Source organism: Rhodoblastus acidophilus (genome assembly GCF_900187365.1).
Lineage (GTDB): Bacteria > Pseudomonadota > Alphaproteobacteria > Rhizobiales > Beijerinckiaceae > Rhodoblastus > Rhodoblastus acidophilus.
Genome location: NZ_FYDG01000040.1, coordinates 1 through 10,598, shown reverse-complemented (window position 1 = coordinate 10,598; position 10,598 = coordinate 1). Strand labels below are relative to the sequence as shown.

Below are 10,598 nucleotides of genomic sequence, written 5' to 3'. Positions count from 1 at the left end.
CGGCGCGGATCAGGGCGGACAGAACAAGGCGGAGCGCGCCGACGCAAAAGCGCGCTCCGCCCACGGCGCGGGAACAAAAAACCCATCCCGCGCCGTCCCACGACAAGACGGCCGCCCGAGAACCAATTCGGCGAACATCCAACGTGAGAACGGTAAAATGCTGGAAATTTATAGCTTTGAGACAAGCGCGGGCACATTCCGCCTGCTGCCTGTGGAGGGTGGCTACGCCGCTTTTTTCGGCGAACGGGAGATTGCGCGAGGTCAAGATGCAGCCTCCGCATTGTGGCGGCTGTTGTCGACATCATTGCCCGAGGGCACGCCGGTTTCGCTGGGCGTCCCCGGTCTGCTCTCCAACTGGACGTCCTTTTCGCTCAACGCGCGCACGACCTGATCGAGCGAATCACATTCAGCCTTGATCGTCGGGATCGTGTCGAACAGCGAGCGGTCCAGTCCGAGGATCGCGCCGAGCAGAAAGCGCACTTGCTCCGGCGTCAGCCGAATGAGCAGCGCATCGCGAATCGTGGGATGGCCCTGCGGTTCGATGGAGATCGCCCAGGTGCCGCTCAGCCACGGTCCATTGACGCCGACATGGCGGGCGTGGATCGACCGCTCGAACGGCGTGCGGAGCGGGAGGTCGGGGATCACGCGACGGCTTCCGAGCTAAGCAACAACGTGGCAATGAGCGCGCTCATACGCCGCCCCCAACATTGGAGAGGACGATGACGAAAGACGAAAGATTTCTTCCTGCCGCTCGCAACATGAACGAGGCGCAAACGCTGAATTTAGGCATCTCCGCGGCCCTCATGCACGCCATCCGGGCGCTGCTGTTGCGTCCCGGCTTTGATCTTGCGGCGCTGGACGCGCTGGAACAGGAACTGCTGAACGCGGCCGACAAGGAGACTCGCCCGGCAGATCAGGCATTCAAGACAGAAGGTGGTCCAATCGCGGCGAATCAAATCCGACTGCTGTTCGCGAGCGCTCGAGACTTCCTGCGTCGGCGCCACTGAGCGCGCAGCCCAGAAACCATCCTCGACTTCGAGGATGAAATAGGGCGCCAACCGACCGTCAGGACCAACGACGGCCCTCACACGCCCCTCCGGTTCACGACCGGGGGCGCTAGGGGAGGAGGCATGTTTGGAGATGAGGGTCATCACGCGGCTGCCTCCGAATTAGTGGGGGTGGGTCGGGGCACATCAGCGGGCCATGAAGCATCAGCGGGCCAGTGGTCGGAAAACCACGTCAGCGCATTTTCGAAAGAGCGGACGCCGATATCTCCGCCCCTACGAAGCGTTGCTACCCGCTTGCCATCATTGAAAACACGCGTCGAAACGGTCGCATCGGAAAGGCCTAGGGCGTCTCCATAGCGGTCAACGACATGCAGGAGATGTTCGATTGCACTCATGCTTAAGACATATCGGGTTAAAACCCGCTCTGTCAACGGGTCATTACCCGTTATGCCCTCTGCGAACTGTCGGGTAAAATCCCGATAGATGGACCGGAGCCGAACCAAACTCACAGCGCCGCCAGGAACTATGGCGGCTCGTCTTCTGGCGGAAGTTGACCAGGATGGTCGCTCGCCGGCGGCTATCAGTGTCGCTGCCGGTCTCAATGCTGGCATGATCCGCGATATTGTTCGGCGACCCCATCAGTCGCCGACCTTGGCGACAATCGAAAAGCTGGCGTCTGAACTCAAGACATCGCCAGAATGGTTGGCGTATGGCGTCAGGCCGCAGCCGCATCGTGAAGTGCCGTTGCTTGGTGAAGTAGCCGCTGGCGTTTGGCGAACTGTCGACGCAACATTTTGTGCCACTACGGCGCCCGTCTCAATCCCGCCCCTTCCAGAATATCCGATAGACGCCCAGTTTGACCTCCTTGTGCGTGGCACTTCGCTCAATCGCATTGCTCGTGACGGTGACCTGCTACGCTGCGTATCGACAACAAAAGCGGATATTGCCGCTCGAACAAACGATATTGTGGTTGTTGAACGATATCGGAAGCAGGAAGGGGAGGTCGAAACAACAGCAAAAAGATTCAAGCGCGCTGATGGTCGTTATGAGTTGTGGCCAGCTTCGGATGACCCAAAGTGGAATGGCCCAATTGTCGTCGAGCAAAATCGCGATGATAAAAATGAAGCTGTCTTAATTAATGCAATTGTGGTGTTTGTTTTTCGAAGCCCAATGGTGCTCTAATGCCGGCCGACTCAGCTGCCCTTCATGATGCGATACACGCAGCGATTGAGGACGGCGAGATTTTGCGAATACGCTACGATGCTGGAAGTCAACCCGGTACGGTCCGAGACGTTCGACCTATAGTGGTCATGTCTGACCGTATGCGCGCGATCGATGAATCGTCTGTGGCCCCGAAAGCTTTCCTCTTTGCCTACCTGCATATTGTCGACATCACCGAGCCGGTGACCTACGTCGCGCGTAAGTCTAAACGGAAAAGAGCGCCACAACCCGACAAGTTCGTGGAGGGATGGGCCTTTCATCTTCCAATGCCCGCCTTCGCCGCATCGCTCGATCTAGCCAGGGTTGCGCGTATTCGTGTCGATTTGGCAACTAAGAAGAAAAAGACCTTTCGCGAGTGGACACAAGGTCACCCTCCACAATTTTCATTTGAGGTGGGTGACATATTTTACTCCGACCCATCTGTTCGGCTTTTGGCATGGGGTGCCGTTCCTGAATTTTACGCCATTCAGGTCGACGCCTCTCATGAGAACACAGTTCAATTCCGGCTAATTGAGTTTAGGCGTGGCGCGTGCGTTTCCGTAAAGGCCGCAACACTAGCCATGAATGACTTTGTCACAGTTCTCCGAGACGGATTGCCGGGCTTCGCAACCGAGAACCGCGCATCGGGTTAAAACCCGCTTTCTCGTTGACTAGGGTTTAAACCCGACATACGGTCTCCATCGGCGCAGCTTGCGCCGATGGAGACTCATGCAATGCCCGACATTTCCAGGCCGACCTTTGTTTTTGAGCTTGGCGAACAGGTGCTTCTCAGCCTCTCGCGTGAGAAGGGCGAGGTCATCGGCCGCGCCCATTACACCTATGCCGAGCCGGGCTATCTGATCCGCTACGTCGCTGCGGATGGTCGTCAGGTCGAAGCCTGGCAGACCGAAAACGCGGTCGAAATCATCCCCTGATCCCCGGAAAACCCTCTCGCACGCTTTCGCGGACGGGAGGGCTGTTCCACGTCGCTGGAGCCCTCCCATGCCCACACCCCACACCCTTGATCTGCGCAAGACGCGGGATGGCGATTTCGCCCTTCCTCGTCCCGAGCATCGTTTTGACCGCGCGGCCATCATGCGCCGCGCCCACCAGATCGCGCGCGAAACCCGCGAGACCGCCGCGCGCCAAGCCTATGACCTCGACGCTCGCCTGATCGGCGCCCGCCGCGTCAACACCCGGCCATTCCAAGCCTATCTCGCCGCCACGCCGATTGACTTCGGCGCGGCGCTGAAAACCGCGTGGGCCGACGCCAAGCGCGTCGCCGGCCAGCAGTCGCGCGCCAATGCGCTTGTCGTCATGCGTCCCGCCGGCGCGCTCGCGCCGCTCCGCCGCCTGCGCTTCGCGCGGGTGGTGCGGCTGATGTCCAGCGTGGCCCGGTTCCTCAACCGCCACTTCATCCCGTCCCGTCACGCCGCCTGAGGTCCGCCCATGCCTGAGCCTTTTCCCCGCGCCGCGCGCGACCTTCTCAATCAGATGTTCGCGCGCAACATTGAAGCCGCCACGGCGGTCGCCGCCATCCATGGCCGCATCCTCGACGACAAAACCGTCGCGTTCGCCGCCGCGCAGGATTTGAGCGCGGCGGCCGAGCAGCTCCGCATCCTCGCTCTAGCGCTCGCCGATTACCTGACGCCCGAAAAATCCAAGCTGAATTGAGTCCCGCCATGCGCCTTGTCGCCGAAACGATAATCGCTTTTTGCCAGATCAACGGCCTGTCGCCGCACAACGTCCGCATCGCCGATCCCGACGACGATTACACCTCGCTCGCCGCCACCATCGACGCCGTCGGACAGATCAAGCCGCTTGCGGTCCATGGCGACGCCCTCGGCGGCTATTGGGTGATCGACGGCGGCCGGCGCTGGAACGCCCAGGCGCTCCGCGTCCAGCTGGGCCGCTTGGCCCCCGAGGCCGAGGAAATCCCGGCCAAGATCTATGAAGGAAGCCCGGCGGAACTCGCCGAACTGTCCACCGCCGCCAGCCTGCAGAAGCAGCTGCACCCGGTCGAGGAATTTGAGGCCTTCGCCCGCCTCGACGCCGCCGGCCTGAACGCCGACGCCATCGCCAAAGATTTTGGCCTCACGCTGCGCCATGTCCGCCAGCGCCTCGCCCTTGGCCGCATGGCCACGCCGATCCGCGAGGCGTGGCGCGACGGCAAGATCAACCGCGAGGCGGCGGAAGCCTATTGCGAGTTGGGCGACGCCGCCGACCAGGAGGCGCTGTTTTCCGAGCTGGCGCGCATCAACTGCGAGAACGGCGCCTATGGCATTCGCGAGCGCGCCCGACGCAACAAGGTGTCCGCCGCCGATCCCATCGCCCGCTTTGTCGGCCTGGACGCCTACGCCCGGGCCGGCGGCGCGATCCGCGAAACCCTGTTCGACACGGATGAAGAAAAGCTCCTCATCGATGGCGCGCTGCTCAAGCGCCTGGCGCGCGAAAAGCTCGCCGCCGAGGCCGAGAAGGTACGGGCTGAGGAAGGCTGGGGCTTCGTCGTCATCCACCATGAGCCGGACGAGCCGCGCTGGCGCGAACTGCCGGAAAGGCTCGATTTCACCAAGACCGAATTGGCGCGCATCGAAGAAATCGAAGCCACGCTCACCGCCTACGGCAGCCCCGAACAAATCGCGCTTGACCGCGAAGCGGCCGAGATCGAGCGCAAGGCCATCCTCCGCAAGTTTTCGAAAGCCCGGCGCAAGGACCTCGGCATTGTTGCCGAAATCGCGGATTGCGGCGACCTCCTGGTCACCCGCGCCGTCGAGATCATCCCCGACGCGACGGCGCATGAGCCGGTCCTCGACTCCCCGCGTGGGCCGGCTCCCCAATCCACCAGCTACGAAGCCGCGCCGCTGGAGCACGCCAGGATCGAGATCGAGGCGCCGCCGACCAAGGGCGCGGGCGAGATCGTCAACGCGGCCGCGTCCGAGGCCCTCGCCGGCGTCGCCGCGACCTGCGGAAATTTCGCGCTGGCGCTGCTGGTGGCGCGCCTCGGCTCGAAATGGGGCGCCGACTCCGGCGTCGAGATTACCGGCGGCATGCACTTCCACGACCGCAAGTCCGAGCTGCTCCAGCAGATCGCCCACGAAATGTTCGCCCCCGCGTTAAAAATCTGTGCGGCCGCGTCGCTCGCTGACCTCAGCGTCGCCGCCTTCGAGGTCATCAGCGCCCACATTCGGCCGAAGCCGGACGCGATCGGCAAGACCACGGCGGACATGCTCGCCGTCGCCACGCAATTCGCCGACGTGCGCAAGCGGCTGTTCGAGGCGATGGATTTTGAGGCCTATTTCAAGGCTTGCCACCGCGACGACGCGTTCGAACTGTTCGAGCAGCACCTCGGGGCCAGCGAAGTCGCCGCCGCCAAGAAGCTCAAGAAGGCGCAGATTGTCGAGAAGGCCGCCCATCTCGCCAAGGACAAGGGCTGGTTGCCGTCCGCCTTCGCCGCCATCCCGGCGCAGCCCGAACCGGAGCCGGAACCCGACCCCGTGCCGGAACCGGGCAGCTTGCCCGACCTAGTGGCCCGATTCATCGAACTGTTCGTCGACCGCGATGCGGGCGGCCTTAATGTCGAATATTCCTACATGGACAACGCCTTCTACGCCTTCAACAAGGGCCAAGGCGGCGAAATCTATGAGCCGCGCGAAGTCCATGTGGCGCTGAGAAAGGCCGGCCTGAATTTCCGGTGCATTGGCCAAGAAGAACTCTATCTCGACTGCGCCCTGAAAGACTGCAACGTCGCCGCACCGCCTGCGCCCAAAGCCGATTCGCACCCGTCAAAACCCGGCCGCACCGCCTCCGTCGAAGTCGCCACCTTTATTTCCGAGCAATGCGTGCGCGGCGACGACATCACGGAACCGACGCCGGCGAAAGAAATCTACGCCGCCTATACGCGCTATTGCGAAGCGAAGGGCTGGCTCGCGATGACCAACGCGGCCTTCGGCCAGGAGATCGCCGCCCTGGGCGTCGAGAAAATCAAGCAGCGCGCCGGCACAGCCTACATCGGCCTCGGCCTGCCGTGCAGCCCCCGTCCCGTCACATCCGAAGCCGCGGAGTAATCCCGTCATGTTGCAGCACGTCTTTTTGACCGAACGCGCCGGCAAGGTCGCGCGCATCCCGTTCAGCCGCCCCGAGGCCGGCGTGATCGACCTGGGGGATTATTGGACCGACCGGCAGGCCGAAGCGGTGTGCCAGGCCCCGGCGGACGTCCGCCGCACCGTCGCCCGCCAGGTCCACGACATTTCGGCGGCCCTCGAAACCGCGCGCGACCTGATCCGCATGGCGATCAATCGGGGCCTCCTCGAAGAGGCGTTCGACGCGTTGGAGGAGCTAACCGAATCTACGTTCGACGGCGCGGATGAGGCGGCGCCCATCGTGCGCACCTGTTTTGCCACGCGCAGGCGCGAGATCGTGCTGGAAATGCGCGAGTTGAGCCGTCGCGCCTACGAGCTGGAAACCGGCCATTGCGTGCCCCGTCACGCCAACCAGGCGAGGGCGTGATGTCCGACCTCCGCCCCATCGACATCGCGGATTATCCGCAGATCGCGCGCCCCGAAACTTTCGGCGCCGCGCCGCAACTGCAATGGATCAAGATCGCCGAACTGGCGATCGATCCCGATTACCAGCGCGAAATCACCGACGCCCGCCGCAAGTCGATCCGCGCCATCGCCGAGCATTTCAACTGGGGCTATTTCAGCGCCGTCATGGTCTCGCCGGTCCCCGGCGGCCGCTACGCCATCATTGACGGCATGGGGCGCACCACGGCCGCCGCGCTGTGCGGGTTCGATTCCGTGCCCTGCGCCGTGATCATCGCCGACAAGCGCGAGCAGGCCCGGGCGTTCACGGCCGTCAACGGCGCCGTCTCCGTGGTGCGCCCGCTGCAGCGCTTCAAAGCCGAAGTCGCCGCCGGCGATCCCGAGGCGATGCGCATCAAGGCCGTCACGGATCGCGCCGGCGTCGTTATCGCCGGGCCCGCCGGCGGAAAACAGCGCGAATCGGCCAAACCCAACGAGACCTTCGCGCTGGACGCCATCCGCCGCAGCATCGCCAAGTACGGCGAGGCGACGACGGAAAAGGCGCTGCATTGCGTCGCCCGCAGCTGCGAGGCCAAGGGCGGCCAGATGCGCACCCAGCTCATCGCCGCCGTCGCGCTCGTGCTCCACAACAACGAGGCATGGCGCGACCAGCGCGACCTCGACCGGACCTTCGCCGGGATCGACCTGGACCATTTGTGGCGCGAGGCGACGGCCGAGGCCCACACAAACCCCAACGTCAACGCCCGCGACGTGCTGTGCGGCATGTTGGTCGACGCCCTGGCGGATCGCTACGACGAACCGGAGGCGGCGTGATGCAAGCCGACAAGCCCCCGCGCTGGCGAATGACGCTCTCCTATCGCGCCGAGTCCGGCCTGCCGCCGGTCACCCACATGGCCGCCGACCAGGACGAGGCGCTTGACCTCTTCGAGGCCGATCCGAACCGCGACGCGGTCAAACACATCGACCTCATGCTGCTCCCGCGCCGGCCGGCCGCCGTCGCCCAACCTGACCTCTCTCATTAGGACCCTGTCATGGCGAACCCTGACGCCCTTGAACCCGGCGCGACCTGCGAGCGCCTTGTCCTGGTCTATTCGGACGGCAGCATGGGCGTGATGCCCACCAACGCGCCCACCAGCAGCGCCATGCGCGAAGCCGAGGAGGTGGACGCCAACGAGACCGATCCGGCGCACCTCACAAGGATCTTTCGCGCCCGCGTGGAGCTGCTCGACGAAATCCCGCAGGAGCGCCTCACCCGCCAGAGCCAGAATTGCCGGGGTTGCGTCGCTGCCGGCAAGACCGGCGCGCCGTGACTGACCTGCCGTGGGCGCCCGCCACGGGCCAGACGAGCCTGCGTGTGGTCGAGCGAAGCGAGGCCTTCGTGCTTTGCGAAGACAAAAACCAGTTCGCGCTCCGCACCTTATGGCGGCTTAACGGCGACCTGGTGGCGATCGGCGGCACAACGCTGACCCTGACGCCCAAGGTCATGAAACCGGAGAGCGCGCCCGAGCCGGAACAAGAACCGGCCCCGCCGCCAGCGCCCGCCCCAGCGGCGAGCACCAAACCCGCCAGGGGCCGCAAGCCGGAACCTGCCCAAATGAGCCTTTTCTAGGAGAACGCCATGGAAAGCCAAACGGAAGCCAAACCTGAAAGCGACGGATGGGAATGGGCGATTGTCGAAATCTTCGGCCATCGCAAGCACGCCGGCCGCATGCGCGAAGAAGAGCGCTTCGGCGCCAAGCTGCTCCGTATCGACATCCCCAAGGAGGGCGATCCCGAGGCCAACGGCTGGGAGACGGTCTACTACGGCGGATCTTCGATCTTCTCGTTTGCTCTAGCGGATGAGGCGACCTGTCTTCGCATCAATCGCCCCTACGCGCCTCCCTCCCGCGTATCGCTGCCTGTCCAGCATGATGTCGAGATGATCGACGACGATGCCAACGACCAAGTGTTTTGAGGCCACCCATGAACAATGAGGAATTGATCGCAAACATCCGGGCTTTCGTCGCCGCCGAGCTTGAACAGCGCGAAGTCATAGACATTGCAGACGGCGCCGCGCCCGAATACGTCGAAAGCGCGCGAACGGTTCTCGCGCAAATCGACATCCTCTCAGGCCGTTGCACGGGGCCGGCAAGCGAGCCGGGGGCCGAAGCCGAGCAGTTTATTCAAGCTGCGATTGATCGGGCTCCTGAGCCATTACGCCGCCTGGGCGCATGGCTGGCGAACAAGCTCGACGATGATGATTGGAAAACCGCTGACCGCTTGATCACCGGAGCCGCCTGGTCCCTTGATCAAACGAGTCCTGCGGTGCGTGACGTGCTCTCCGAGCGTCAACGGCAGATCAGCGTCGAAGGCTGGACGCCTGAGCATGACGATGGCCACAAGCTTGGCGAGCTTGGCCTCGCCGGCGCGCTTTACGCTCTCCCGTATGACAGCGGCCTGATCACCCAAGACGACCATATCGCGCTTGATATAGCGCTTGATGTTGGATGCGGATGGGACGTGAAGCCCGAGCCAGACAAAAGGCTCCGGCTTGTCAAGGCCGGCGCGCTGATCCTCGCGGAGATCGAGCGCCTCGACCGCGCCGCCAAGAGGGCCGCGTAATGACCGGAGCCACTGACGCCGGCGTTGTGCCGGAAATCTTTCTCGACGAGGTGACGCCGCCGCCGCGCCCCACGCCGGATGACTGGATCATCCGCAAGGCCGCCGGCGCAATGATCGACAACGACCCACACCTCTGTGGCGATGACGAAACGTCGGAGGACTTGGGGCTGCAACACGGCAAGGTCATTACCTTTTCCCGGCTCTACACCTATCCGAATGCGACATTGACCATTCCACAGTCGGGCGACTGGCGGTGCGATCCACCGGCGCCCGAAGGCGCGGCCTACGTCATGATCGAAGACGAGCCCGAGACGTTCAGCGACAGCGTTGGCGAGTTGGTTGCAAACTACATCGATCTGACGCCCGGCGACGCTTACACGCTCATTTTTTACAGCTGGGTTGACGAAATCTGGTCCTTCGACGCCGTGGCCGGCAAGTTCACGCGGGGCGCGGCATGACTGCGCTTCCCGACGAGGCGATCAACGCCGTTCGCAAAGCCATTGGCTACGCTATAGCCAAGCGCTGCAATATCGATCCCGAGGAAATGTGGGCAGGCCCCGGCGCGACCGCCCAACTCGACGACAACACGCCCCCATGGCCATACTGGCAGATGGTGACGGATGAGATTGCGGCTGATCTGCCTGCCGCGATCGCCGCTGCCGCGCCGTATCTGCGTTCCGCTCCCGCGCCTGACGTGGCGGATGCTATTGCAGCCGCCAAAGAACAAGGGCGCGCCGAAGCCCGAGAGGAGCTTGGAGTTTTTGTCGCTCTTGCGGCGACGGAATACGGCCGCGCCCACTACGGCGATCCGAACATGCTCCACCCCCATCATTATGACCTGATGGAGAAGTGCGATCTTCGCATGGACGATTTCACGCGCGCTTGCGCCCACACAGCCACCGAAGAGGCGAAGGAGAACGCCCATGGGTGACAAGTCCAAGATCGACTGGACCGATGCGACCTGGAACCCGATTGTCGGCTGTTCCATCGTCAGCCCGGCATGCACAAACTGCTATGCGATGGCCATGGCGCGCCGTATCGAGTGCATGAAGAGCGGAACCGCCTACGAAGGAACGACGAGGCTTTCGGTCAACGGAACCCCCGTATGGACGGGCAAGGTAGCTCAAGCGGTTGAGCATGCCCTGACCCAGCCGCTGCGCTGGAGGCGCCCGCGCAAAATCTTCGTCAATTCGATGGGCGACCTGTTCCACGAGTCCGTCCCCGACGAATGGATCGACCGGGTTTTCGC

Annotated in this window: 19 protein-coding genes; 17 read left to right on the top strand and 2 right to left on the bottom strand. The window is 63.4% G+C overall.

Annotation, left to right across the window (positions count from 1 at the left end):
• Both CFB24_RS23465 and CFB24_RS21715 read right to left on the bottom strand, forming a co-directional pair.
• The coding region (locus tag CFB24_RS23465) for a hypothetical protein (RefSeq protein ID WP_210190753.1) at positions 1 to 265 on the bottom strand (265 nt) is incomplete at its 3' end.
• Positions 262 to 645 (bottom strand): hypothetical protein, encoded by a 384-nt coding sequence (locus CFB24_RS21715; RefSeq protein ID WP_088522707.1) that lies wholly within the window; start codon positions 643 to 645, stop codon positions 262 to 264. The genes CFB24_RS23465 and CFB24_RS21715, both read right to left, overlap by 4 nt.
• Positions 646 to 719: 74 nt before the next feature.
• Here CFB24_RS21715 and CFB24_RS21710 point away from each other — a divergent pair, with 74 nt between their 5' ends.
• The 17 genes from CFB24_RS21710 to CFB24_RS21625 form a co-directional block, all read left to right on the top strand.
• Positions 720 to 1,007: a hypothetical protein gene (locus tag CFB24_RS21710; RefSeq protein WP_141098568.1), complete on the top strand. Its 288-nt coding sequence runs from the start codon at positions 720 to 722 to the stop codon at positions 1,005 to 1,007.
• Between the two features lie 525 nt (positions 1,008 to 1,532).
• The gene (locus CFB24_RS22870; protein ID WP_141098567.1) at positions 1,533 to 2,189 is read left to right on the top strand and encodes a LexA family protein; all 657 of its coding nucleotides are present in this window, start codon (positions 1,533 to 1,535) and stop codon (positions 2,187 to 2,189) included.
• A 128-nt stretch (positions 2,190 to 2,317) separates the two neighbouring features.
• Complete coding sequence (locus CFB24_RS21695; protein WP_088522703.1) at positions 2,318 to 2,860, top strand: hypothetical protein; 543 nt, start codon at positions 2,318 to 2,320, stop codon at positions 2,858 to 2,860.
• Between the two features lie 81 nt (positions 2,861 to 2,941).
• Positions 2,942 to 3,142 (top strand): hypothetical protein, encoded by a 201-nt coding sequence (locus CFB24_RS21690; protein WP_088522702.1) that lies wholly within the window; start codon positions 2,942 to 2,944, stop codon positions 3,140 to 3,142.
• A 67-nt stretch (positions 3,143 to 3,209) separates the two neighbouring features.
• On the top strand, positions 3,210 to 3,647 hold the full coding sequence (locus CFB24_RS21685) for a hypothetical protein (RefSeq protein WP_088522701.1): 438 nt from the start codon (positions 3,210 to 3,212) through the stop codon (positions 3,645 to 3,647).
• A gap of 9 nt (positions 3,648 to 3,656) precedes the next feature.
• Entirely contained in the window at positions 3,657 to 3,881 is a 225-nt protein-coding gene (locus tag CFB24_RS21680) for a hypothetical protein (protein ID WP_088522700.1), read from the top strand.
• Positions 3,882 to 3,889: 8 nt separating this feature from the next.
• Complete coding sequence (locus CFB24_RS21675) at positions 3,890 to 6,271, top strand: ParB/RepB/Spo0J family partition protein (protein WP_088522699.1); 2,382 nt, start codon at positions 3,890 to 3,892, stop codon at positions 6,269 to 6,271.
• Between the two features lie 7 nt (positions 6,272 to 6,278).
• Positions 6,279 to 6,713, top strand: coding sequence for a hypothetical protein (locus tag CFB24_RS21670; protein ID WP_088522698.1), 435 nt, complete (start codon positions 6,279 to 6,281; stop codon positions 6,711 to 6,713).
• Positions 6,713 to 7,561 (top strand): ParB N-terminal domain-containing protein, encoded by an 849-nt coding sequence (locus CFB24_RS21665; RefSeq protein ID WP_088522697.1) that lies wholly within the window; start codon positions 6,713 to 6,715, stop codon positions 7,559 to 7,561. The genes CFB24_RS21670 and CFB24_RS21665 overlap by 1 nt, the downstream gene beginning before the upstream one ends.
• Entirely contained in the window at positions 7,561 to 7,770 is a 210-nt protein-coding gene (locus CFB24_RS21660) for a hypothetical protein (protein ID WP_088522696.1), read from the top strand. The genes CFB24_RS21665 and CFB24_RS21660 overlap by 1 nt, the downstream gene beginning before the upstream one ends.
• Positions 7,771 to 7,779: 9 nt before the next feature.
• On the top strand, positions 7,780 to 8,058 hold the full coding sequence (locus CFB24_RS21655; RefSeq protein WP_088522695.1) for a hypothetical protein: 279 nt from the start codon (positions 7,780 to 7,782) through the stop codon (positions 8,056 to 8,058).
• Positions 8,055 to 8,357 (top strand): hypothetical protein, encoded by a 303-nt coding sequence (locus CFB24_RS21650; RefSeq protein ID WP_088522694.1) that lies wholly within the window; start codon positions 8,055 to 8,057, stop codon positions 8,355 to 8,357. Before CFB24_RS21655 ends, CFB24_RS21650 begins: the two co-directional genes overlap by 4 nt.
• Positions 8,358 to 8,366: 9 nt before the next feature.
• Positions 8,367 to 8,702: a hypothetical protein gene (locus CFB24_RS21645; RefSeq protein ID WP_088522693.1), complete on the top strand. Its 336-nt coding sequence runs from the start codon at positions 8,367 to 8,369 to the stop codon at positions 8,700 to 8,702.
• Between the two features lie 8 nt (positions 8,703 to 8,710).
• Entirely contained in the window at positions 8,711 to 9,349 is a 639-nt protein-coding gene (locus CFB24_RS23460; protein WP_088522692.1) for a hypothetical protein, read from the top strand.
• Positions 9,349 to 9,807 carry a hypothetical protein gene (locus tag CFB24_RS21635; RefSeq protein ID WP_088522691.1) on the top strand — a complete coding sequence of 153 codons (459 nt, stop codon included), beginning with the start codon at positions 9,349 to 9,351 and terminating at the stop codon, positions 9,805 to 9,807. Before CFB24_RS23460 ends, CFB24_RS21635 begins: the two co-directional genes overlap by 1 nt.
• Positions 9,804 to 10,280, top strand: a complete 477-nt coding sequence (locus CFB24_RS21630) for a hypothetical protein (RefSeq protein WP_088522690.1) — start codon at positions 9,804 to 9,806, stop codon at positions 10,278 to 10,280. The genes CFB24_RS21635 and CFB24_RS21630 overlap by 4 nt, the downstream gene beginning before the upstream one ends.
• On the top strand, positions 10,273 to 10,598 hold a 326-nt coding region (locus tag CFB24_RS21625; RefSeq protein WP_141098566.1), incomplete at its 3' end, for a DUF5131 family protein. The genes CFB24_RS21630 and CFB24_RS21625, both read left to right, overlap by 8 nt.

Excerpts from the sequence above, each read along its gene's own strand:
- CFB24_RS21710 (WP_141098568.1), top strand. The coding sequence starts at position 720 with ATGACGAAAGACGAAAGATTTCTTCCTGCCGCTCGCAACATGAACGAG.
- CFB24_RS22870 (WP_141098567.1), top strand. The coding sequence starts at position 1,533 with ATGGCGGCTCGTCTTCTGGCGGAAGTTGACCAGGATGGTCGCTCGCCG.
- CFB24_RS21695 (WP_088522703.1), top strand. The coding sequence starts at position 2,318 with ATGTCTGACCGTATGCGCGCGATCGATGAATCGTCTGTGGCCCCGAAA.
- CFB24_RS21690 (WP_088522702.1), top strand. The coding sequence starts at position 2,942 with ATGCCCGACATTTCCAGGCCGACCTTTGTTTTTGAGCTTGGCGAACAG.
- CFB24_RS21685 (WP_088522701.1), top strand. The coding sequence starts at position 3,210 with ATGCCCACACCCCACACCCTTGATCTGCGCAAGACGCGGGATGGCGAT.
- CFB24_RS21680 (WP_088522700.1), top strand. The coding sequence starts at position 3,657 with ATGCCTGAGCCTTTTCCCCGCGCCGCGCGCGACCTTCTCAATCAGATG.
- CFB24_RS21675 (WP_088522699.1), top strand. The coding sequence starts at position 3,890 with ATGCGCCTTGTCGCCGAAACGATAATCGCTTTTTGCCAGATCAACGGC.
- CFB24_RS21670 (WP_088522698.1), top strand. The coding sequence starts at position 6,279 with ATGTTGCAGCACGTCTTTTTGACCGAACGCGCCGGCAAGGTCGCGCGC.
- CFB24_RS21665 (WP_088522697.1), top strand. The coding sequence starts at position 6,713 with ATGTCCGACCTCCGCCCCATCGACATCGCGGATTATCCGCAGATCGCG.
- CFB24_RS21660 (WP_088522696.1), top strand. The coding sequence starts at position 7,561 with ATGCAAGCCGACAAGCCCCCGCGCTGGCGAATGACGCTCTCCTATCGC.
- CFB24_RS21655 (WP_088522695.1), top strand. The coding sequence starts at position 7,780 with ATGGCGAACCCTGACGCCCTTGAACCCGGCGCGACCTGCGAGCGCCTT.
- CFB24_RS21645 (WP_088522693.1), top strand. The coding sequence starts at position 8,367 with ATGGAAAGCCAAACGGAAGCCAAACCTGAAAGCGACGGATGGGAATGG.
- CFB24_RS23460 (WP_088522692.1), top strand. The coding sequence starts at position 8,711 with ATGAACAATGAGGAATTGATCGCAAACATCCGGGCTTTCGTCGCCGCC.
- CFB24_RS21635 (WP_088522691.1), top strand. The coding sequence starts at position 9,349 with ATGACCGGAGCCACTGACGCCGGCGTTGTGCCGGAAATCTTTCTCGAC.
- CFB24_RS21630 (WP_088522690.1), top strand. The coding sequence starts at position 9,804 with ATGACTGCGCTTCCCGACGAGGCGATCAACGCCGTTCGCAAAGCCATT.